Source organism: Tropicimonas sp. TH_r6 (assembly GCF_033101155.1).
GTDB lineage: Bacteria > Pseudomonadota > Alphaproteobacteria > Rhodobacterales > Rhodobacteraceae > Tropicimonas.
On the sequence record NZ_JAWMPX010000001.1, the window covers coordinates 411,615 to 432,129 of the forward strand.

Sequence of the window (20,515 nt, forward strand, 5' to 3'; positions counted from 1 at the left end):
CCATCCCGGACCGCGGTGAAATCGCTCCGGCGGCACTCACTCCCGGAAGTCGAAAAAGCCCGGCCCTGCCTGCTCCAACAGCTTCGCGGCCATAGCGCGGCCAAGCTCCGCGCCGTCCTCGATCGGTGCCCGGCCGTCATCGGCAAGGCACTCGGATCCATCCGGCCGCAGGATCTCGCCGCGCAGCCACAGCGTGTCCCCCTCCAGCTGCGCCAGGCCGGCGATCGGTGTCTCGCAGGAGCCATCCAGCGCAGCCAGGAAGGCACGCTCGGCGGCAAGGCGTTGTCCGGTCGGTCCGTCATGGATCGCTTCCAGCATCATCGCAGCGCGGCTATCCGCCATCCGCCGTTCGATTCCGATGGCACCCTGCGCTACCGCCGGTAGCATCGCCTCCGGCTCGATCGGCACCCGGGCGATCTCCAGTCCGAGCCGGTTCAGCCCCGCGCAGGCCAGAAAGGTCGCCTCGGCCACGCCATCGCCGAGCTTGCGCATCCGTGTCTGCACATTGCCGCGGAACTCCACGACCTTCAGGTCGGGCCGACGGTGGAGTAGCTGTGCCCGGCGGCGCAACGACGATGTCCCGACAACCGCACCCTCATGCAACGCCTCGAAGGATGCCCCCTCCAGTGTCACGAATGCGTCCCTGACATCCTCGCGTGGCAGGTAGCAGTCGAGTGTAAGTCCCTCGGGCTGCTCTACCGGCATGTCCTTCATCGAATGCACGGCGATGTCGATTCCGCCGTCAAGCAACGCTTCCTCGATCTCGCGGGTGAAGAGACCCTTGTTGCCGATCTCCTTGAGCGGCCGGTCGGCATCAATCAACGTGCGGTCATCGCCCGTGGTCTTGATCACCGCGATCTCGAAGGCCTCAGGCGGCAATTCGAACGCGGCGCCAAGGCGGCTGCGCGTCTCATGGGCCTGCGCCAGCGCAAGCGGCGAACCACGGGTTCCGATCCTGAAGGGCGAGGCGGGCGAGGGAAGCGGTTGTGTCATGCGTTCGTGCTTAAATGCCGTCCCGCGCGCTGACAACACCCGCCGGCTTGACTTCCTTGCGCCAAGGCCGCACCCAACGGGTCAAGACGAGGGGAGAGACCGAAAATGACCAAAAAGCTGCTGCGGGCGCTGGCCGGAGAAACGCAACCCGTGCCGCCGATCTGGATGATGCGCCAGGCGGGCCGGTATCTGCCGGAATATCGCGCAACCCGCGCGCAAGCGGGCGATTTCCTCTCGCTCTGCTACAACCCGGAGCTGGCCACCGAGGTGACGTTGCAGCCGATCCGCCGCTACGGGTTCGACGCCGCGATCCTCTTTGCCGATATCCTGTTGATCCCCGAGGCGCTTGGCGCCGACCTGTGGTTCGTCACCGGTGAAGGGCCACGCCTTTCGACGATCACCGAACAGGGCGATTTCGACAAGCTCAAGGGCAAGGACGATATCCATGACCATCTCGCGCCGATCTATGAGACGGTGCGGCGCCTGTCCAGCGAACTGCCCGCCGAGACCGCTCTGATTGGCTTCGCCGGGGCCCCCTGGACTGTCGCCACCTATATGATCGCCGGGCGTGGTACGCCGGATCAGGGGCCGGCCCATGCACTCAAGGACGGCAACCGGCCGCTCTTCGAAGCGCTGTTAGACCGGCTGACCGAGGCGACCATCGAATATCTCTCCATGCAGGTCGAGGCCGGCGCCGAAACCGTGAAGCTCTTCGACAGCTGGGCCGGCTCCCTCAAGGGCGCGGATTTCGAGAAATACGCTCTGGAGCCTGCAAAACGGATCATCGCCGAGCTGAAGGCGCGCCATCCGGACCTGCCGATCATCGCCTTCCCGCGAGAGGCGGGGGAGAAATATGTCGGCTTCGCAAAGGCCACGGGCGCCGATTGCGTGGCGCTGGACAACTCCGTCGCGCCGGAATGGGCCGCCAAACATGTGCAGGTCGATGGCTGCGTTCAGGGCAATCTTGCCTCCTCGCATATGGTCACCGGAGGGCAGGCGCTGATCGAAGAGACCCGCCACATCGTAGAGGCCTTTTCCGGCGGACCGCATATCTTCAATCTCGGCCATGGAATCACCCCCGATGCCGATCCGGAGAATGTTGCCCTGATGATCGAGACAGTTCGCAGCTGCGCCTAGCTGCGAAGGCAGGGAACGGTCGTATCCAACCACGCTCGCGGACGCGCCCTTCCGGGCGGTTCGAGGCGAGTCCTTGGGTGTTTCAATCCGAGGTTGTTGTTCCGCGACTCGGTGCGGGATGACAGGCAGGCGGCCCCCGCGGTTTCTTGCCCGATGTCCCAAGAAATTGTCAGTCTGATGACAGAATCGGAATAAAGCCGCTATCGCTGGCGCGAAAATGGTCATTTTCGAAATCATCGGGCTGCACGACCTGTGATTGTAAACCTTTCATTAAGTCTCCGAACCCAGTCTGGGTTCTATTGGACGCAGGAGTATTCGCCTGGGAGAGGTCAAACCATGGACAGGAGTGTTTATATCGGCGCGGCGCAGGAGCGGAATTTCGGGCAGAGCGGGCAAACGGGCGATACGGGTCGGCAGGTCGCTGCGGGAAGAGGTCGCCTGTACCGTTCAATGAGACCAATGGGGTCGGATGAAGTTGCGACGGCCGCAATTGCCCTGCGCAAGACCGTCCGTAACCGACAGGATGCGCTGGAGCTTCGTGCGACTCTGGCGCGGAAATTCGACATTCGTGCCATCACCCCCAAGGAGATCGACGCACTCGCTGACGCTCTCTCCACGGAGGGACCCGATGCAACGGCGCGACGGAACCTTCTGAGCTACGGCGCCGAGTTTCGTCGCAACCTCGCCAATGTCGCCTGGCAGGCCGGGTTGACCGCCAGGCCCGGGAACACGCTTGAGGCGCATCTCGACACGGCTCTGGACCTGATCGCAGCAATCGAGGACGTCTCTCGCCATCCGATCTTTACCGACCGGCCGATCGTGGCGGCAAAGGAGTTCTCGACCTGGTTGCAGAGCTTTGCCGACCTTCGGTCGGACCAGATCACAACGTCGGCCTGCCCCTGAACACACCGCCTGAGGTCAGGTTCCCCGAGTGCCGGACGGCTCAAGCTTCCTTGATGCTTGTAGCCGGATTCAACGACCGTGCCGGCCTTGGCACTTTGCGATCCGTCGATTGCGCCAAGATGACGACGCCCAACTGGCAAACCAACTGGAGGTCAGATCCACTTCGCCAGTGGCGGCAGTGACATCAGGACCGCCTCCGGGTCGTGGCCGGTTGCAAGGCCGAACTTGGTGCCGCGATCATAGACGAGGTTGTATTCGGCATAGAGGCCGCGATGGACGAGTTGTGCCTCCTTGTCCGCGTCATTCCAGGCGGTGTCGCGTCGTGCCTCTGTCACCGGCAGGAAGGCCGGGAGAAAGGCGTCGCCAACAGCCTTGGTGAAGGCGAAATCCGCCTCCCAGTCGCCGGTGTTGAGGTCGTCATAGAAGATACCGCCAACGCCGCGGGCCCTGCCCCGATGGGGGACGAAGAAATACTCGTCTGCCCAGGCCTTGAAACGGTCGTAATACGCGGGGTCATGTGCGCCGCAAGCCACCTTGAGCGCGGCGTGGAAGGTAGCTGTGTCGGCGTCATATTCCAGGCAGGGGTTGAGATCGGCACCGCCGCCGAACCACCAGGCGCCGGGAGTCCAGAACATCCGCGTGTTCATGTGCACCGCAGGCGTATGGGGGTTCTGCATATGCGCCACAAGGCTGATGCCGGAGGCCCAGAAACGCGGATCCGCCTCGATCCCGGGAACGCCGCGCGCCGCCATCGCCTTCTGCGCCGCCTCGCCCAGCGTCCCATGAACGGTGGAGATATTGACGCCGACCTTCTCGAACACACGCCCGCCGCGCATCACGCTCATCAGCCCGCCCCCGGCATCGCCGCCATCGGGGGTTGCGCGTGTCGTCTTGCGCAGCTCGAACCGTCCGGCGGGCGCACCGGCCAGTGGACCGGTTGTCTGGCTGTCCTCCAGCGCCTCGAAGGCGGCGACGATCCGGTCCCGCAGCTCCTGAAACCAGGCCGATGCGCGGTCCTTCTGCGGTTGCATCATGTCGGTCATGTCGGTCATGGCGGCCTCCCTCCTGTTCGTCAGAACGGGCTAGCAGCTATCGCCGTGCCAGACCAGACCCGGCTCGAAAAGCGCTATTTGCGCAATGACTTCAGAAGGCTATGATCTTGCCATGAAACGATTGATTCTCCTCGTTATGCTGCCAGCGCTCGCTGCATGCTCAACGCCGCGCGAGACCTGCATCAAATCGGCCGCCCGGGACCTCTCTGTTGTCAACGGCCTGATCGTGCAGACGGAAGCCAATCTCGAGCGCGGCTATGGTGTCCGCCGCGAGGCCTATACCTCGTCTCGGGTCGATTTGTGCCTCGGCAGCCGCGGCTACCGCAGCTCCCGCGTCGGCTATGGCTGGAATTACTGCACGGTGCCGGAGACGCGGTATCGCAACGTCCCGGTCACGATCGATGTCGATGCGGAACGGCGCAAGCTGGCCGAACTGAAGCGGACTCGCGAAAGACTGGCGCGCGAAGCCAAGCCAAAAATCGAGTATTGCGACGCCAAGTACCCGTTGAACTGACGGTGGCTCCGACCGCCGCCCGCTGTGACACTAGTGGGCCGGCGCTGTCACCGGATCAAGCAAGGTGCGCCCGCCATCGACGGTCATGATCTGGCCGGTCATGAAGGCCGCTGCGTCGGAGGCGAGGAACTGCGCCGCCTCGGCGACTTCGCTTGGCTTGGCGATGCGGTTCATCGGCGTGTGATCCCGGATGTCGGCGCGGTAATCGGAGTTCTGCTTCAGCGCTTCCATCAAGCTCGACGACAGGACCGATCCGAAAGAGACCCCGTTGACCCGGATCCGGTAGGGCGCCAGCGCGACGGCAAGAGAGCGGGTCATCTGGTCCAGCGCCGCAGTGGAGACCGAATAGCCAAGAAGTTCGGGGTGTGTCCTCCGGGCGGCAATCGAGGACAGGTTGATGATCGAGCCGATGGCATGCTGCTCGTCGGGCTCCGAGTTCTCGGCCTGCTTGATCATCCGCTTTGCAACGGTCTGGCTCAGGCGCAGGGCGGTCATCAGGTTCTGCTCGAGCAATATGCCTACCGCGTCGCTATCGGGATCCAGCGGGTCCGAGGCGACCATCTGACGGCAGGCATTCACGAGGATGTCGACTCGTTCGAAACTGTCCAGCGTGGCCGAGAGCAGGTTGGCGATGGTCAGCTTCTCTCGCAGATCGCCCGCGAAGGCCCGCGCATTGACGGTGCCGTCATCGCCCTTTCGGGCACCAAGCTCGTCGCAGAGGCGCTGTTCGTCCATGTCCGCGAACATCACGTTCGCGCCCTGGTCGAGGAAATGACGGGCGATGGCGAGCCCGACTCCATGGGCGGCGCCGGTGACGATAGCAGTCTTGCCTTGGATGGAGAATGTCATGATCGGGTCCTGTCGATGTGACGTGACGGGGATGTTAGCTCAGACTCAGCGGCGCTTGCGCGCGGCGGATTGCCCCCGCGGGCGTCGGGCGGCGAGAATCTTGAAACCGGGCGGTCCGTCGAGTTCGCGGATCTCGCCGAAGGCTTCCCGCAGCGGGGTCTCATAGGGGAGGTGGCGGTTGGCCACCATCCAGAGCGTGCCATGCGATGCGAGGTTGCGCGCGGCGGTTGCGATGAAGGCGGCGCCAAGCGCGGGCTCGGCGGCCCGCGTGGTGTGGAAGGGCGGATTCATCACGACATGGTCGAAGGGCTCCGGTGCATTCCAGGCCCTGGCGTCCTCCCAGAGGAAGCGCGCCCGCCCGCCATGCAGATTCTGCCGCGCGGCTTCCAACGCAGCATGTTCAGCCTCGACCAGCACGCATTCGCTCACGCCCTGACGCTCCAGCACGTGGAAGGCGAGATAGCCCCAGCCAGCCCCGAGATCCGCGACGCGGCCCGGCATTTTGACAGGAAGCGCCTTTGCCAGCGCAACGGAGGCAGGATCCGGACCGTCGGCGGAGAACATGCCCGGTGCCGTGATCCAGCCGCTCTCCAGCCGGGTCACCGGCGGCAGCGCCCAGTCGGCGAAACAGCCGGGGCTGGCCTGGAACTGGAAGATCTTGCCATGCGCCTTGGCGACGGGTGCCGTCGTCTCGGCGCGCTTGCGGATTTCTCGCAGGATCGAATCGATGGCGTCGGTCTTCTGTCCGTCGACGATGACGGAGCCGCCATTGGCAGAGGCGGCGGCGATCAGCGCCTTCGACTCGGCCTTGGCGCGCGGCAGCAGGACCAGAGCGGTGGCGAAATCTTCCGGTGGCGTGATATTGGTGGCATAGCCCTGCCGGGCCCAGGCGTCGTGATCGGCGCGGTTGCCTTGCACGATCTCGACCCGCTCGCGTGGCAGCGCCGAGAGATCGGCCCCCGCGCGTGGACGGAAGACGGCGATCTGGCCGGTCTGTGGCAAGTGGAGCGCGCCGGATTTGAGCGCGAATGTCAGGCGGCTATCGGACATGGATTGCCCCTCTAATCGCTTCGGAGGCCTGGGTCACGCGGAAAATGCCTCCGCGCTTGCCAGGGCCAGCCCGTCGACCACCGCCGTAAAGGCGTCCGAACGCCGGAGCGTCGCGCCGGGACAGATCTCGCGCGCCTCGTCCGAAACGAGCCGCATCAGGCTGGAGCCGCCGACGAGAACCAGCGAGTCGACCCTGTTCGGCGGGATCTGGGCAAGAAGGAACGTCTCCATGATCGCAGTGCGAAGTTTCTCGCGAAAACCGCTCAGAGCAGCATTGAGCGAGCCCGGCGTGATCCGCGCGGAAAGCGCCGGGTCGATGAAGCCCAGATCGATCCGGGCCGCAGCGCTTTCGCGATTGGCCGCGATCTTGCCGCGTTCGACCGCAAAGGCCAGTTCATGGCCGAGTTGCTCCGTGATCACGTCCTGCAGGCGACCGATCTTTTCCGACTCGACTGCGTGGCGCAGCAAGTCCTCGACGGCGCGTTCGGTTTCGCGCACGTAGAGGAATGGAATGCTGGCCCAGTTCGACAGGTCGCGATAGATCGCATTCGGCACTGGCAGCAGCCCCTCGCCGAAGCTTCGGCGCAGCAGCCCACCATGTCCGAGCAATGGCATGACGTGGTTCATGGAGATTTCCTGATCGAAATCAGTGCCACCAAGGCGGATGCCGTGGCTGGCGAGGATCTCGGTCTTCGAGCCGTTGCGTCGGAAGAGCGAGAAATCCGATGTGCCGCCGCCAATGTCGAGGATTAGCCCGAGTGCGTCCTCCCTTTCATCCGGATTGGCGGCATGGGCCGCGGCTTCGGGTTCGAAGAGGAAGCGGATCTCCGTGAAGCCGGCCGCTTCGTAGCAGCCGCGCAGATCGGCTTCGGCACGGGCGTCGCGCTCTGGATCGGCCGAGTGGAAATGCACAGGGCGCCCGGACAGAACGTGACTGAAATCCTGGCCCGTTTGCGCTTCGGCACGTTGCTTCACGACAGCAAGGAAGGCCGTGACGATCTCGGCCAGCGAACGGCGCTTTCCTCCGACCCACCGTGTCTCATGAAAAAGTGTCGTGCCGAGAATGGATTTCAGCGCCCGCATGTAGCGGCCCTCCTCGCCATCGATCAGCGCCTTTCCGGCTTCCGATCCAATGCGCATCGCTCCATTCTCCGCCGGAAAGAAGACCGCCGTGGGCAGGGTTTCAGCCCCGGTCTCAATGGGGATGCGACGCACGGCGCCTGCCTCGAGCATGGCTGCGGCAGAGTTCGACGTACCAAAATCGACAGCGAGCACGGTGGCGCACATGGAGAAATCCTCAGGCTATGAGAGAGCCGGCGTCTTTAATCCGGGCGATCCAACGGGGCAAGTGGAAAGAGGCCGGGGGACGATGGGACCAAGCCCAGACAGACAGCTCGGCCGCTGGCCGGGTCGGGGCGGGATCAACGCCCGGTCAGATCATAGGCGAGCGCGCCGACATATTCCTTGGTGGCAATGTTGAGATGGTCGAGATTTTCGGCGAAGTTCCAGGCAATGTTCTCGCGCCAACTCCAGCCGTCCCCCTCGTCCGACAGGCCACGGTAATCCACAGGCCAGGCGACAAGTCCGGACCAGCCTGCGCGTTCGAAAGAGCGCATCGCGCGCGGCATATGCATTGCCGACGTGACAAGGATCCAGCGTTCGTCCGACCCGGGCGAGACAAGCTCGAGACTGCGGGCGGCGTTTTCGGCAGTGTTGCGAGAGGCGCTTTCGAGCAGGAGCCGTTCCGGTTCCAGCCCTTGACCGCGAAAGAACAGCTCCGCGGTATCGGCTGAATGCCCGGGGACCGTTCCAAGGTCCCTGAGCAATCCGCTGCCCCCGGTGAACACGACCTTTGCGTCAGGGTAGCGAATCGCGAGGGCCATGGCTTCGGTGAAGCGTTCGGCGCCGCTGTTGAACTGCGGTTGTCCGTGGAGCGAGATCCATTCCGCGCCGCCAAGGACGATAATGCCATCAACCCGTTCGAGCGTTGGATTGGGCGCATGGGCTTTCTCGAGGCGGGTCAGGAGCAGGGAGCCGATGGGGAAGGTGCCGATGGCGAGAACGAAAACGAGAAGGGCGAGCGTGCAGCGATAGGCTGCGGTGAGCGCTTTGCGACGGACAAGGATTGCGATGACAAGCAGACCAAGCGGTATCCAGGTCTCTGGCCGAAGGACTGCCCAGACAAGCTTCGACAGGACAAAGAACAGATTCTCCATGAACCCTCCGGACGACATGTCGGCGCAAAGGCCGGATTGAGATCGTGTTCCGACAGGACTATCCGCCGCAACCTGTTTTCGGAACCTGACTTTTGCCGGCGCCGGTGGAAATCTGGCCAAGGCGTACACTGAATGCGGCTTGCATCTTGAATTCCGCTGCCGTGCCGCGTATGTGCCGCCTTCAGAACACGACAAGCGAAACACGCGGGAATTCCAATGGCCAACCCCCTTCAGTTCATGCAGCAGGTGCGCACCGAGGTCGGCAAGGTCGTGTGGCCGTCGCGCCGCGAGGTCCTGCTGACCACGATCATGGTGCTGGCAATGGCCACGCTGACCGCGATCTTCTTTTTCCTCGTCGATCTGCTGATCCGGCAGGGGCTGCAATTCGTTCTGGGCATGTTCGGCTGAATTCAGGGTGGCTGGTGTGCCGGGCCTTCCGGCGCGCTGGGCATTGCTCTTGAAACTGGCGGTTCGGAGCGCTAAAGCAGCCGGACCTTCCTGAGCAGGCGTGCACCGATTCGAGTCGCACGCCGCTTTTTCGTTTCGGGAGGGTCGGGTGCTGAGCCCGGAGATGTGGAATTACCGGCCCCTAGGGCCGATTTGAACAAGGCAAGGCGGGGCATATGGCGAAGCGTTGGTATTCGGTTAGCGTTCTCTCGAATTTCGAGAAGAAGATTGCCGAACAGATCCGGCACGACGTCGTGCAAGCCGGTCTTGAGGATGAGATCGATGAGGTGCTTGTCCCGACCGAGGAAGTGATCGAGGTGCGCCGCGGCAAGAAAGTGACCGCCGAGCGTCGGTTCATGCCCGGATACGTTCTCGTGCACATGGAAATGTCCGACCAGGGGTATCACCTGATCAACTCTATCAACCGGGTTACGGGCTTCCTTGGCCCGCAAGGTAAGCCGATGCCGATGCGCGATGCGGAGGTGAACCAGATCCTCAACCGCGTCGAAGAAGGCGTCGAGGCGCCGCGATCGCTTATCACCTACGAGGTTGGCGAGACCGTGAACGTGACCGATGGTCCTTTCGAGGGCTTCTCGGGCATGGTCGAGGATGTGGACGAAGACAACAATCGCCTCAAGGTGACCGTTTCGATCTTCGGGCGGGCAACACCGGTCGAGCTCGAGTTCACGCAGGTGACCAAGGAAATCTGATCGCGGTCGACGCGTTTTAGCGCTGGAAAACAGCCCTGAACCTGCCGGAGTGGGCTTCTACACGCATTTTCCATCCTTCGACTGTCGGCAGCTTGCGTCGGTGTGCTGAAATCTTTCGGTCTGCGCGCGCCCTCGTTTCTTGGGGATTGGATCAAGATCCAAAATCCAAGATCTCACGGCCTGAAACGGACGATCACTGTGCCCTGTCTCAGGCTTCGATGGCGACACCATGGAACCTGCTTCGGCTACGCCCGTGCGGTCGGTTTGCTCCCATGGCGCGGCGCGGCGGACAGGCTTGCATCTTTGTATCGAAGGGGGTAGAGCAGCGGCTCCGCGGCGGAGTCCGTCAGCGGCGTGTGGTCGTGTACCACATGGCAACGTGGGAGGTATTTCGGGCGCGCCCGGACCCTGACCACGGCAACATCGTCAAGGCCCCGAACGCGTTCGCGGGCCGTTGTAGAGAAGGAGAGGCCAGATGGCCAAGAAGCTCGCCGGCACCATGAAGCTGCAGGTGCCCGCCGGACAGGCGAACCCGTCCCCCCCCGTTGGCCCTGCGCTCGGTCAGCGCGGCATCAACATCATGGAATTCTGCAAGGCGTTCAACGCCAAGACGCAGGAACTCGAGCCGGGTGCGCCCTGCCCGACCATCATCACCTACTACCAGGACAAGTCCTTCACGATGGACATCAAGACGCCGCCCGCGTCTTACTTCCTGCGCAAGGCCGCCAAGCTCAAGTCCGGCGCCAACAACCCGGGCAAGGAAATCGTCGGTTCCGTGACGGTCGCCCAGGTGAAAGAAATTGCAGAGGCCAAGATGAAGGACCTCAACGCGAACGATATCGAAGCCGCGATGCAGATCATCCTCGGCTCCGCCCGTTCCATGGGTATCGAGGTGAAAGGGTAAATTATGGCCAAGCTTGGAAAACGTACCCGCGCCGCCCGTGAAGCCTTTGCCGGCAAGGAAGACCTCTCCGTCGAGGAGGCCGTCTCCCTGGTCAAGGCCAACGCCAAGGCGAAGTTCGACGAGACCGTCGAGATCGCGATGAACCTGGGCGTCGACACCCGTCACGCCGACCAGATGGTCCGTGGCACCGTTGTTCTGCCGAACGGCACCGGCAAGACCGTCCGCGTGGCTGTCTTCGCCCGTGGTGACAAGGCCGAGGAAGCAACCGCTGCCGGCGCCGATATCGTTGGTGCCGAAGACCTGATGCAGGCCATCCAGGGTGGCGAGATCAACTTCGACCGTTGCATCGCGACCCCGGACATGATGCCGATCGTCGGCCGCCTTGGTAAGATCCTGGGCCCGCGCAACCTGATGCCGAACCCGAAGGTCGGCACCGTGACCCCCGACGTCAAGACCGCCATCGACGCTGCCAAAGGCGGCGAGGTGCAGTTCAAGGCCGAAAAGGGCGGTGTCGTCCATGCTGGCGTTGGCAAGGCGTCCTTCGACGAGGCCAAGCTTATCGAGAACGTCAAGGCGTTCTGCGATGCGGTTGCCAAGGCGAAGCCCTCGGGCGCCAAGGGCACCTACATGGAAAAGATCTCGCTGAGTTCCTCTATGGGCCCGGGCGTGACCATCGATGTGGCTGCTGCGACCGAACAGCAGTAACCGAACGGTTTCGGAAAATTCGAAAGAAGGCGCTCCTGAGGGGCGCCTTTTTTTATGGCACTGGTCTGGGGCGCCGGAGTTCGGAGCTTGCATGTTTCAAGGCTGGCAAGGTTGGGTCCCGGTCCAGCAGCGCTGGGGCGTTCCCCGGACGCTGTGGTGCCGCTATTTTCCGCTCGCCTGCTCCGGCACACGCTAGGCGCGGCGGTTGGAAGGCTGTAAGCTCGCTGCGAGCAGTTTATCAACAAAGGGCATTGCCATGGAGATCTCCCGGCGAACGGTTTTTTGCGGTCTGACGGCGACGCTGGTTTCGGGCTGTATGAGTGGTGGTGGCAGCAGCGTGTCGCGATCGGGCGGGACGAGCGTACGTGCGGTTCCGAATCCGGCTTTCGATGCCTGGGTGGCTTCCTTCAAGGGGCGGGCGGCGTCGGCAGGGATCTCGTCGAGCGTGATTGAGCGCGCCTTCCGTGATGTCGGCTACCTGCCGGATGTGATCGACAAGGATCGCAACCAGACCGAGTTCAAGCGCACGCTGGAGGACTACATTGCGATTGCCGCCTCCGATGAACGTATCCGTATGGGCAAGGCGGCGCTGAACCGGCATGGCTCCACCCTTTCGGCCGTCGAGAGCCGCTACGGCGTCGAGAAGCAGGTCGTGACCGCAATCTGGGGGCTGGAAAGCAAATACGGCACCCGGCGCGGCGATATTCCGGTGATCTCCTCGCTGTCGACGCTGGCCTTTGACGGACGTCGCGGCGTCTTCATGGAGAAGCAACTGATCGCGGCGTTGAAGATCCTGCAGCGCGGCGACACGACACCGGAGAAGATGCTCGGAAGCTGGGCCGGAGCGATGGGGCACACGCAGTTCATCCCGACCTCCTACCAGGCATTCGCTGTCGATTTCACTGGCGATGGGCGGCGCGATATCTGGTCCGACGACCCGTCTGACTCGCTGGCCTCCACGGCCGCCTATCTGCAGCGCAATGGCTGGCGGCGCGGCCAACCCTGGGGTGTCGAGGTGCAGCTTCCCGCCGGCTACACCGGCCCGACCGGCCGCGGCACGAAGCGCAGCCCGGATGCATGGGCGGCGTCTGGCGTACGGGACATGAATGGTCGCAAGGTGCCCAATCACGGCTCGGCGGCGATTCTGGCCCCGGACGGGATCGGCGGTGTGGCTTTCATGGTGTTCAACAATTTCAACGTGATCCTGCGCTACAACAATGCCGAGAGCTACGGCATCGGCGTTGGGCACCTGTCGGACCGGTTGATCGGAAAGCCGCCGATTCAGGGCAGCTTTGCGCCGGACCGTTACGGGATGCGGATCGATGATCGCAAGGAGTTGCAGCGGCGGCTGAATGCGAAGGGCTATGACGTGGGTGAGCCCGACGGCGTGATCGGCTCGAAAACCGAAGCCGCGATCAGCGACTATCAGCGGGCCAATGGCATGGCGGTGACCGGACAACCCTCGTCCGCCTTGCTGAACAGCCTACGTTAGGCGGACTGAACAGGAGGTCCGGACATGACACGCATCTTTGGTTTGAGCGGCAGTCTGCGCCGCAAGTCTTTCAACGCGGCGTTGCTGAAAGCGGCGTCGGAAGAGATGCCGGGCGGGGCAAGCCTCGAGATCGGCTCGATTGCCGATGTGCCGCTCTACAACGCCGATCTGGAAGCGGACGGAGTCCCGGCCGCCGTGCTCGACCTGCGCGCCCGGATCGAGGCGGCAGATGGGCTGCTCCTGTCCACGCCGGAATACAACAATGGCATTCCCGGCGTGTTCAAGAACGCGCTGGACTGGGTCGGCAGCGGGCCGGGTGCGGCCGTGTTCAAGGGAAAGCCGGTGGCAGTGATCGGCGCGTCTCCGGGCGGATTTGGCACGATCATGGCCCAGACACACTGGCTGCAGGTGCTGCGCGCGCTGCAAGCCCGGCAGTATCACGAGGGGCGTCTCATGGTCTCCGGGGTCCGGAAACTGGTTGATGATGCAGGCGAGGTGGTCGACGCCGAGACACGGGGCCGGCTCGCGACGTTCCTGGAGGGATTCGTCGACTGGACCCGAGGGTGAGCAGCACACTGCCGATGCGGGGGGTGCGACGGTGACCTTGGCGATGCCCGGAACGGCATAATCCTTCGTCCATCCGGCGCCTTTTGGACCATGGTCGGATTGAGCCCAGACCTTTGCGGCGACAGCTTGAAGGCAGGTCAACTCAATCCACAGGAGGTATGAAGACAATGACCGGATCGACAAAAAAGGCGCTGAAAATCACGACCTTCCTCGTTGCGACATTTGCGGGGACAGGTCTTCTGATGGCCGAGACACCAACGGAGGCGGTGATCCAGCAACTTCGCGAACAGGGTTTCCGGCAATTCGAGGTGAAACGCACTATGCTCGGCCGAACCAAGATCGAGGCCAAACGCGGCGATATCGAACGGGAGATCGTTTTGACGGGTTCCGGGCGCGTCTTGAAGGATGAGGTCGAACGGGACGACGACGACGATCATGAAGATGATGATGATGATCGTCGTGGCGGCCGCGATGACGACTATGACGATGACGACCGCGATGATGACCGCGATGACGATGACCGCGATGACGACCGCGATGACGACCGCGATGACGACCGCGACGACGATGACAATGACGATGATGATCGCGATGACGACCGTGATGACGACCGCGACGACGATGACGATGACGATGATGATCGCGACGATGACCGCGGCGATGATGACGACGATGATGACGACGACGACGATGACGATGATGACGACGACGACGACGATGACGATGATGACGACGACGACGATGATGATGATGACGACTCGTGAGTGTTGATCTCACAGATTCCGGATCCGCGCCCGCGCCATCGGCGCGGGGCGGTGCCGCGCCGGGCGGAATCGGACGTTGGCTGGCTGTGGCGCTGGTGGTCCAGCTTGCCGCATTGTGCCTGTTCCTGTTCGATTTTGCCGGAACGGTGCTGGACTTGCACGGACACGCGCTTTCCTGGGAAGTGCATGAGATCGTGGAGTTGCTGTCGATCGTCGGCATGGCGACCGGATCCGTGATCACGCTTTTGATGCTCCGGCGGTCCATGCGCCGGACAGAGCGCCTCGAGGAGCAACTCCGGGTCGCGTCGGCCTCGTTTCATTCCGTGATGATGGCGAAGTTCGATCAATGGGGCCTCAGTGCGGCCGAACGCGAGGTCGCCACACTCATCGTCAAGGGCTTCTCGATTGCCGAGATTGCCGGGCTGCTGGACAAGAGCGAAGGCACCATAAAGGCGCAGAACTCCTCCATCTATCAGAAGTCCGGCCAGTCGGGGCGGGTGCAACTGGTCAGCTATTTCATCGAGTTGCTCGCAGAACCGCTTTAGTCGTCCTACGTTGTTTTGTCTTGGCAATGGATGAAGAAGCCACTAAGTAAACATCTCGCAAACCAGCGTGCGATTCGTCGTGCGCTGTTTTGCGTTTCGTCCAAGACGGTGGGTGGCGAGCGATCCAAAAGACGGTCGCCATAATTCCTGCCTGAGACGGGATACGACAAGATTGGCCGAGGGTGACCTCGGGCGGATTGGCGCAGCCCCGTATATCGGACCTGAACGCCGGCTTTCGCCGGCAAACATGAGCCGGGGGGTGCAAGCCTCCCATACTTGGAGTGAAACTGTGGATAGAGCCCAGAAAGAGAAATTGGTCGACGAACTCGGCCAGATCTTTGAAAGCTCTGGCGTCGTAGTGGTTGCCCACTACGAAGGTCTCACGGTTGCCGAGATGCAGGATCTTCGTGCTCGCGCCCGCGGCGCCGAAGCATCCGTGCGTGTTGCCAAGAACAGGCTCGCCAAGATCGCCCTTGAGGACAAGCCCTGCGCAAGCATCGGCGAGTATCTGACGGGCATGACTGTTCTCACCTTCTCGGAAGACCCCGTGGCCGCGGCCAAGGTTGCCGAGGACTTTGCCAAGGAAAACTCGAAATTCGAGATCCTCGGCGGGGCCATGGGAGAGAACGCCCTGGACCGTGCTGGTGTCACGGCCGTGTCGAAAATGCCGTCGCGCGAGGAGCTCATTGCTTCCATCGTCGGCTGCATCGGCGCGCCTGCATCCAACATTGCCGGGGCCATTGGCGCACCTGCTTCGAACATCGCGAGCATTCTCAGCACCATCGAGGAGCGCGGCGAGGCCGCGTGATCGCGAGACCTTCGTGGAGACAAGAACTTCGCGTTGGAACACAAATAGAGATACGGAAACAGTACAATGGCTGATCTGAAGAAACTTGCTGAAGAGATCGTGGGTCTGACCCTTCTCGAAGCCCAGGAACTGAAAACCATCCTCAAGGACGAGTACGGCATCGAGCCCGCCGCTGGCGGCGCTGTCATGATGGCTGGCCCGGCTGAAGGCGCTGGTGAGGCTGCCGAAGAGCAGACCGAATTTGATGTGATCCTCAAAGCCGCTGGCGACAAGAAGATCAACGTCATCAAAGAAGTCCGCGCCATCACCGGCCTGGGCCTCAAGGAAGCCAAAGAGCTCGTCGAAGCTGGTGGCAAGGCCGTCAAGGAGCAGTGCTCCAAGGACGAAGCCGAAGAAATCAAGGGCAAGCTGGAAGCAGCTGGCGCCGAAGTCGAACTCAAGTAATCCGAGTTTTGACCTGATTTGTGAGGCAGGAGCCGGTGAAAACCGGCTCCTGCCGAACCTGTCTTGGAAAGGGCCGAACTGCCCGACCCTTTCCAAGGCGCGGTTCAAATGGTTCGGGAGTTGCCGGTGGGACGGTGACGGGAATAGAACCTGATCCCCCTTCATTCGTGAGCGGCGCACAGCCGGGGCCCGACGGCATGTGCAACGCGACAGACGAAAGGTGACTTACCACATGGCGCAGACCTTCCTTGGCCAGAAGCGACTCCGCAAGTATTTCGGCAAGATCCGGGAAGTCCTGGAAATGCCGAACCTCATCGAGGTTCAGAAATCTTCTTACGATCTATTCTTGAAGTCCGGCGATTCAACCGAGCCGAAAGACGGCGAAGGCATCATGGGTGTCTTCCAGTCGGTATTCCCGATCAAGGATTTCAACGAGACCGCTGTTCTTGAATTCGTTCGTTACGAGCTGGAAAAGCCGAAATACGACGTTGAAGAATGCATGCAGCGCGACATGACCTACAGCGCCCCGCTGAAGGTCACGCTTCGCCTCATCGTGTTCGATATCGACGAGGATACTGGCGCGAAATCCGTCAAGGACATCAAGGAGCAGGATGTCTTCATGGGCGACATGCCCCTGATGACGCCCAACGGCACCTTCATCGTCAACGGCACCGAGCGGGTGATCGTTTCCCAGATGCACCGCTCCCCGGGCGTGTTCTTCGACCATGACAAGGGCAAGACCCATTCTTCGGGCAAGCTGCTCTTCGCCTGCCGGATCATCCCCTATCGCGGCTCCTGGCTCGACTTTGAATTCGATGCCAAGGACAACGTTTATGCCCGCATCGACCGCCGCCGCAAGCTGCCGGTCACGACCCTGCTCTATGCACTCGGTCTCGATCAGGAAGGCATCTGCGACGCCTATTACGATACGGTCGACTTCAAGCTCGAGAAGAACAAGGGCTGGGTTACCAAGTTCTTCCCCGAGCGGGCTCGTGGCACGCGTCCGACCTATGATCTGGTCGATGCCGCCACCGGCGAGGTGATCTGCGAGGCCGGCAAGAAGGTCACGCCGCGCGCCGTGAAGAAGATCCTCGAAGAGGGGACCATCACCGAGCTGCTCGTGCCCTTCGATCATATCGTCGGCCGCTTTGTCGCCAAGGATATCATCAACGAAGATACCGGCGCGATCTATGCCGAGGCCGGCGACGAGCTGACCTGGGAAACCGACAAGGATGGCGAGGTCACCGGCGGGATTCTCAAGGATCTCATGGATGCGGGCTTCACCGAGATCCCCGTGCTCGACATCGACAACATCAATGTCGGCCCCTACATGCGCAACACCATGGCGATGGACAAGAACATGGGCCGCGACACCGCGCTCATGGACATCTATCGCGTGATGCGTCCGGGCGAGCCGCCCACCGTCGAGGCCGCGTCCACGCTCTTCGACAGCCTGTTCTTCGACAGCGAGCGCTACGATCTCTCCGCCGTTGGCCGGGTTAAGATGAACATGCGTCTGGCGCTGGACGCCGAAGACACGCAACGGACCCTGCGCAAGGCTGACATCATTGCCTGTATCAAGGCGCTGGTGGAGCTGCGTGACGGCAAGGGCGACATCGACGATATCGACCACCTCGGCAACCGTCGTGTTCGCTCGGTCGGCGAGCTGATGGAAAACCAGTACCGCGTCGGCCTGCTTCGCATGGAGCGCGCGATCAAGGAGCGCATGTCCTCCGTCGAGATCGACACGGTCATGCCGCAGGATCTGATCAACGCCAAGCCCGCCGCGGCTGCCGTGCGCGAATTCTTCGGCTCCTCGCAGCTCAGCCAGTTCATGGACCAGACCAACCCGCTCTCCGAGGTCACGCATAAGCGTCGTCTCTCGGCGCTTGGCCCGGGCGGTCTGACCCGTGAGCGTGCCGGCTTCGAGGTTCGCGACGTGCACCCGACCCACTATGGCCGGATGTGCCCGATCGAGACGCCGGAAGGCCCGAACATTGGTCTGATCAACTCGCTGGCCACGTTTGCCCGCGTGAACAAGTACGGCTTCATCGAGACCCCCTACCGCGTCGTGAAAGACGGGCAGGTGACCGATGAGGTTCACTACATGTCCGCGACGGAGGAGATGCGCCACACGGTCGCCCAGGCCAACGCGCATCTGGACGTCAACGGTCGCTTCGAGAACGATCTGGTGAACACCCGCCAGTCGGGCGAATACACCATGGCGCCGCGTGACACGGTCGACCTGATCGACGTGTCGCCCAAGCAGCTGGTCTCGGTCGCTGCCTCGCTGATCCCGTTCCTCGAGAATGACGATGCCAACCGCGCTCTGATGGGCTCGAACATGCAACGTCAGGCGGTTCCGCTCCTGCGCGCCGAGGCGCCGCTTGTCGGCACCGGCATCGAGGGCAAGGTCGCCATCGACTCGGGCGCGGCCATCCAGGCCAAGCGTGCCGGCGTCATCGACCAGGTCGACGCCCAGCGGATCGTTGTCCGCGCCACGGCCGATCTCGCGGTCGGTGATCCCGGCGTCGATATCTACCGCCTGCGCAAGTTCCAGCGGTCCAACCAGAACACCTGCATCAACCAGCGTCCGCTGGTGAAGGTGGGCGACCTGGTGACCAAGGGCGAAGTGATCGCGGACGGCCCCTCCACCGATATCGGTGAGCTGGCCCTCGGCAAGAACGTGATCGTCGCCTTCATGCCCTGGAACGGCTACAACTACGAGGACTCGATCCTCATCTCCGAGCGCATCGCCAAGGATGACGTCTTCACCTCTGTCCATATCGAGGAATTCGAAGTCGCCGCCCGTGACACCAAGCTCGGCCCGGAAGAGATCACCCGCGATATCCCGAATGTCGGCGAGGAAGCCCTGCGCAACCTCGACGAGGCGGGGATCGTGTATATCGGCGCCGAAGTGGGCCCGGCAGACATTCTCGTGGGCAAGATCACCCCGAAAGGCGAGAGCCCGATGACGCCGGAGGAGAAACTCCTGCGCGCCATCTTCGGTGAGAAGGCTTCCGATGTCCGTGACACCTCCCTGCGCCTGCCGCCGGGGGATTTTGGTACTGTCGTCGAAGTGCGCGTCTTCAACCGCCATGGTGTGGAAAAAGACGAGCGTGCGCTGCAGATCGAGCGCGAAGAGGTCGAGCGTCTGGCCCGTGACCGGGACGACGAGCTCGTCATCCTCGAGCGCAACATCTATGCGCGCCTGAAGTCCATGATCCTCGGCAAGACCGCGGTGAAGGGTCCGAGGGGCGTTCCGTCCAATGCGGCGATCACCGAGGATCTGCTGGGAACCCTGTCCAAGGGCCAGTGGTGGCAGCTGGCGCTGGCCGAAGAGGCCGACGCGCAGGTGGTCGAGGCGCTGAACGAGCAGTTCGACGTGCAGAAGCGCGCGCTGGATGCCCGTTTCGAGGACAAGGTCGAGAAGGTTCGCCGCGGCGACGACCTGCCGCCGGGCGTGATGAAGATGGTCAAGGTCTTCATCGCGGTGAAGCGCAAGCTTCAGCCGGGCGACAAGATGGCCGGCCGTCACGGCAACAAGGGTGTTATCTCCCGGGTTGTCCCGATGGAGGACATGCCCTTCCTCGCCGACGGTACGCCTGTCGACTTCGTGCTGAACCCGCTCGGCGTGCCCTCGCGGATGAATGTCGGACAGATCCTCGAGACCCATATGGGCTGGGCCGCGCGCGGCCTCGGCATCAAGGTCGATGACGCTCTGGACGAGTATCGCCGCTCTGGCGACCTGACCCCGGTCCGGGACGCGATGAAGCTGGTCTATGGCGAGGATGTCTACGAAGAAGGCATCGCCGAGATGGACGAAGATCACCTGGTGGAGAGCGCCTCGCTCGTCACCAACGGTGTTCCGATCGCCACGCCTGTCTTTGACGGTGCCCGCGAAGAGGGCGTCAATGACGCGCTCAAGCGTGCCGGCTTTGACCTGTCCGGTCAGTCGGACCTGTTCGACGGCCGCACCGGCGAGCAGTTCTCCCGCAAGGTCACCGTGGGCATGAAGTACCTGCTCAAGCTGCACCACCTCGTGGATGACAAGATCCACGCGCGGAGCACCGGCCCGTACTCGCTCGTCACCCAGCAGCCGCTTGGTGGTAAGGCGCAGTTCGGCGGTCAGCGTTTCGGGGAGATGGAGGTCTGGGCCCTGGAAGCTTACGGCGCCGCCTACACCCTGCAGGAGATGCTGACGGTGAAGTCGGACGACGTGGCAGGACGGACCAAGGTCTACGAGAGCATCGTCAAGGGCGAGGACAATTTCGAAGCCGGCGTGCCGGAATCGTTCAACGTTCTCGTCAAGGAAGTGCGTGGCCTCGGCCTCAACATGGAACTCCTGGATGCGGAGGGCGAGGAATAAGGCCCCGGCCTGAAACGGGCGGCGCACGCGTCGCCCGGCTCCTCCC

Annotated in this window: 20 protein-coding genes; 14 read left to right on the top strand and 6 right to left on the bottom strand. The window is 62.7% G+C overall.

Translation table 11 applies throughout. From position 1 onward, the window contains the following. Positions 1 to 36: 36 nt before the first annotated feature. Positions 37 to 993: a hydroxymethylbilane synthase gene (hemC, locus tag R3X27_RS01830; protein WP_317707104.1), complete on the bottom strand. Its 957-nt coding sequence runs from the start codon at positions 991 to 993 to the stop codon at positions 37 to 39. Between the two features lie 105 nt (positions 994 to 1,098). Between hemC and hemE the strand changes: the two genes are divergently transcribed. Both hemE and R3X27_RS01840 read left to right on the top strand, forming a co-directional pair. After that, complete coding sequence (hemE, locus tag R3X27_RS01835; RefSeq protein WP_317707105.1) at positions 1,099 to 2,130, top strand: uroporphyrinogen decarboxylase; 1,032 nt, start codon at positions 1,099 to 1,101, stop codon at positions 2,128 to 2,130. Between the two features lie 336 nt (positions 2,131 to 2,466). Beyond that, positions 2,467 to 3,033 (top strand): hypothetical protein, encoded by a 567-nt coding sequence (locus R3X27_RS01840; protein ID WP_317707106.1) that lies wholly within the window; start codon positions 2,467 to 2,469, stop codon positions 3,031 to 3,033. A 152-nt stretch (positions 3,034 to 3,185) separates the two neighbouring features. Here R3X27_RS01840 and hemF read toward each other — a convergent pair whose 3' ends face one another. Further along, positions 3,186 to 4,076: an oxygen-dependent coproporphyrinogen oxidase gene (hemF, locus tag R3X27_RS01845; RefSeq protein ID WP_317707178.1), complete on the bottom strand. Its 891-nt coding sequence runs from the start codon at positions 4,074 to 4,076 to the stop codon at positions 3,186 to 3,188. Positions 4,077 to 4,197: 121 nt separating this feature from the next. Between hemF and R3X27_RS01850 the strand changes: the two genes are divergently transcribed. Further along, the gene (locus tag R3X27_RS01850; protein ID WP_317707107.1) at positions 4,198 to 4,599 is read left to right on the top strand and encodes a hypothetical protein; all 402 of its coding nucleotides are present in this window, start codon (positions 4,198 to 4,200) and stop codon (positions 4,597 to 4,599) included. 30 nt (positions 4,600 to 4,629) lie between these two features. Here R3X27_RS01850 and R3X27_RS01855 read toward each other — a convergent pair whose 3' ends face one another. The 4 genes from R3X27_RS01855 to R3X27_RS01870 all read right to left on the bottom strand — a co-directional run bounded on the left by R3X27_RS01855 (position 4,630) and on the right by R3X27_RS01870 (position 8,714). Then, positions 4,630 to 5,448, bottom strand: coding sequence for an SDR family NAD(P)-dependent oxidoreductase (locus R3X27_RS01855; RefSeq protein WP_317707108.1), 819 nt, complete (start codon positions 5,446 to 5,448; stop codon positions 4,630 to 4,632). Positions 5,449 to 5,493: 45 nt separating this feature from the next. Beyond that, complete coding sequence (locus tag R3X27_RS01860) at positions 5,494 to 6,498, bottom strand: class I SAM-dependent methyltransferase (protein WP_317707109.1); 1,005 nt, start codon at positions 6,496 to 6,498, stop codon at positions 5,494 to 5,496. A 33-nt stretch (positions 6,499 to 6,531) separates the two neighbouring features. Beyond that, positions 6,532 to 7,785 (bottom strand): Hsp70 family protein, encoded by a 1,254-nt coding sequence (locus tag R3X27_RS01865; RefSeq protein ID WP_317707110.1) that lies wholly within the window; start codon positions 7,783 to 7,785, stop codon positions 6,532 to 6,534. A gap of 134 nt (positions 7,786 to 7,919) precedes the next feature. Next, positions 7,920 to 8,714 carry a YdcF family protein gene (locus tag R3X27_RS01870; protein ID WP_317707111.1) on the bottom strand — a complete coding sequence of 265 codons (795 nt, stop codon included), beginning with the start codon at positions 8,712 to 8,714 and terminating at the stop codon, positions 7,920 to 7,922. 216 nt (positions 8,715 to 8,930) lie between these two features. Between R3X27_RS01870 and secE the strand changes: the two genes are divergently transcribed. From secE to rpoB, 11 genes are all read left to right on the top strand, one after another. Further along, the gene (secE, locus tag R3X27_RS01875; protein ID WP_411572445.1) at positions 8,931 to 9,122 is read left to right on the top strand and encodes a preprotein translocase subunit SecE; all 192 of its coding nucleotides are present in this window, start codon (positions 8,931 to 8,933) and stop codon (positions 9,120 to 9,122) included. Positions 9,123 to 9,337: 215 nt separating this feature from the next. Next, positions 9,338 to 9,871: a transcription termination/antitermination protein NusG gene (gene nusG / locus R3X27_RS01880; RefSeq protein ID WP_317707112.1), complete on the top strand. Its 534-nt coding sequence runs from the start codon at positions 9,338 to 9,340 to the stop codon at positions 9,869 to 9,871. Positions 9,872 to 10,346: 475 nt separating this feature from the next. Continuing rightward, the gene (gene rplK / locus R3X27_RS01885) at positions 10,347 to 10,775 is read left to right on the top strand and encodes a 50S ribosomal protein L11 (protein ID WP_317707113.1); all 429 of its coding nucleotides are present in this window, start codon (positions 10,347 to 10,349) and stop codon (positions 10,773 to 10,775) included. A 3-nt stretch (positions 10,776 to 10,778) separates the two neighbouring features. Then, on the top strand, positions 10,779 to 11,480 hold the full coding sequence (gene rplA, locus R3X27_RS01890) for a 50S ribosomal protein L1 (RefSeq protein WP_317707114.1): 702 nt from the start codon (positions 10,779 to 10,781) through the stop codon (positions 11,478 to 11,480). 256 nt (positions 11,481 to 11,736) lie between these two features. Further along, on the top strand, positions 11,737 to 12,972 hold the full coding sequence (locus R3X27_RS01895) for a lytic murein transglycosylase (protein ID WP_317707115.1): 1,236 nt from the start codon (positions 11,737 to 11,739) through the stop codon (positions 12,970 to 12,972). Between the two features lie 24 nt (positions 12,973 to 12,996). After that, the gene (locus R3X27_RS01900; RefSeq protein ID WP_317707116.1) at positions 12,997 to 13,539 is read left to right on the top strand and encodes an NADPH-dependent FMN reductase; all 543 of its coding nucleotides are present in this window, start codon (positions 12,997 to 12,999) and stop codon (positions 13,537 to 13,539) included. A 167-nt stretch (positions 13,540 to 13,706) separates the two neighbouring features. Beyond that, positions 13,707 to 14,303, top strand: a complete 597-nt coding sequence (locus tag R3X27_RS01905) for a hypothetical protein (RefSeq protein WP_317707117.1) — start codon at positions 13,707 to 13,709, stop codon at positions 14,301 to 14,303. Continuing rightward, complete coding sequence (locus R3X27_RS01910) at positions 14,300 to 14,848, top strand: helix-turn-helix transcriptional regulator (protein WP_317707118.1); 549 nt, start codon at positions 14,300 to 14,302, stop codon at positions 14,846 to 14,848. The genes R3X27_RS01905 and R3X27_RS01910 overlap by 4 nt, the downstream gene beginning before the upstream one ends. 289 nt (positions 14,849 to 15,137) lie before the next feature. Then, complete coding sequence (gene rplJ, locus R3X27_RS01915) at positions 15,138 to 15,656, top strand: 50S ribosomal protein L10 (protein WP_317707180.1); 519 nt, start codon at positions 15,138 to 15,140, stop codon at positions 15,654 to 15,656. Positions 15,657 to 15,722: 66 nt separating this feature from the next. Then, entirely contained in the window at positions 15,723 to 16,100 is a 378-nt protein-coding gene (gene rplL, locus R3X27_RS01920) for a 50S ribosomal protein L7/L12 (RefSeq protein WP_317707119.1), read from the top strand. Between the two features lie 232 nt (positions 16,101 to 16,332). Beyond that, positions 16,333 to 20,469, top strand: a complete 4,137-nt coding sequence (gene rpoB, locus R3X27_RS01925; protein ID WP_317707120.1) for a DNA-directed RNA polymerase subunit beta — start codon at positions 16,333 to 16,335, stop codon at positions 20,467 to 20,469. The last annotated feature ends 46 nt before the right edge of the window (positions 20,470 to 20,515 follow it).

Excerpts from the sequence above, each read along its gene's own strand:
- hemC (WP_317707104.1), bottom strand. The coding sequence starts at position 993 with ATGACACAACCGCTTCCCTCGCCCGCCTCGCCCTTCAGGATCGGAACC.
- hemE (WP_317707105.1), top strand. The coding sequence starts at position 1,099 with ATGACCAAAAAGCTGCTGCGGGCGCTGGCCGGAGAAACGCAACCCGTG.
- R3X27_RS01840 (WP_317707106.1), top strand. The coding sequence starts at position 2,467 with ATGGACAGGAGTGTTTATATCGGCGCGGCGCAGGAGCGGAATTTCGGG.
- hemF (WP_317707178.1), bottom strand. The coding sequence starts at position 4,076 with ATGACCGACATGATGCAACCGCAGAAGGACCGCGCATCGGCCTGGTTT.
- R3X27_RS01850 (WP_317707107.1), top strand. The coding sequence starts at position 4,198 with ATGAAACGATTGATTCTCCTCGTTATGCTGCCAGCGCTCGCTGCATGC.
- R3X27_RS01855 (WP_317707108.1), bottom strand. The coding sequence starts at position 5,448 with ATGACATTCTCCATCCAAGGCAAGACTGCTATCGTCACCGGCGCCGCC.
- R3X27_RS01860 (WP_317707109.1), bottom strand. The coding sequence starts at position 6,498 with ATGTCCGATAGCCGCCTGACATTCGCGCTCAAATCCGGCGCGCTCCAC.
- R3X27_RS01865 (WP_317707110.1), bottom strand. The coding sequence starts at position 7,785 with ATGTGCGCCACCGTGCTCGCTGTCGATTTTGGTACGTCGAACTCTGCC.
- R3X27_RS01870 (WP_317707111.1), bottom strand. The coding sequence starts at position 8,714 with ATGGAGAATCTGTTCTTTGTCCTGTCGAAGCTTGTCTGGGCAGTCCTT.
- secE (WP_411572445.1), top strand. The coding sequence starts at position 8,931 with ATGGCCAACCCCCTTCAGTTCATGCAGCAGGTGCGCACCGAGGTCGGC.
- nusG (WP_317707112.1), top strand. The coding sequence starts at position 9,338 with ATGGCGAAGCGTTGGTATTCGGTTAGCGTTCTCTCGAATTTCGAGAAG.
- rplK (WP_317707113.1), top strand. The coding sequence starts at position 10,347 with ATGGCCAAGAAGCTCGCCGGCACCATGAAGCTGCAGGTGCCCGCCGGA.
- rplA (WP_317707114.1), top strand. The coding sequence starts at position 10,779 with ATGGCCAAGCTTGGAAAACGTACCCGCGCCGCCCGTGAAGCCTTTGCC.
- R3X27_RS01895 (WP_317707115.1), top strand. The coding sequence starts at position 11,737 with ATGGAGATCTCCCGGCGAACGGTTTTTTGCGGTCTGACGGCGACGCTG.
- R3X27_RS01900 (WP_317707116.1), top strand. The coding sequence starts at position 12,997 with ATGACACGCATCTTTGGTTTGAGCGGCAGTCTGCGCCGCAAGTCTTTC.
- R3X27_RS01905 (WP_317707117.1), top strand. The coding sequence starts at position 13,707 with ATGACCGGATCGACAAAAAAGGCGCTGAAAATCACGACCTTCCTCGTT.
- rplL (WP_317707119.1), top strand. The coding sequence starts at position 15,723 with ATGGCTGATCTGAAGAAACTTGCTGAAGAGATCGTGGGTCTGACCCTT.
- rpoB (WP_317707120.1), top strand. The coding sequence starts at position 16,333 with ATGGCGCAGACCTTCCTTGGCCAGAAGCGACTCCGCAAGTATTTCGGC.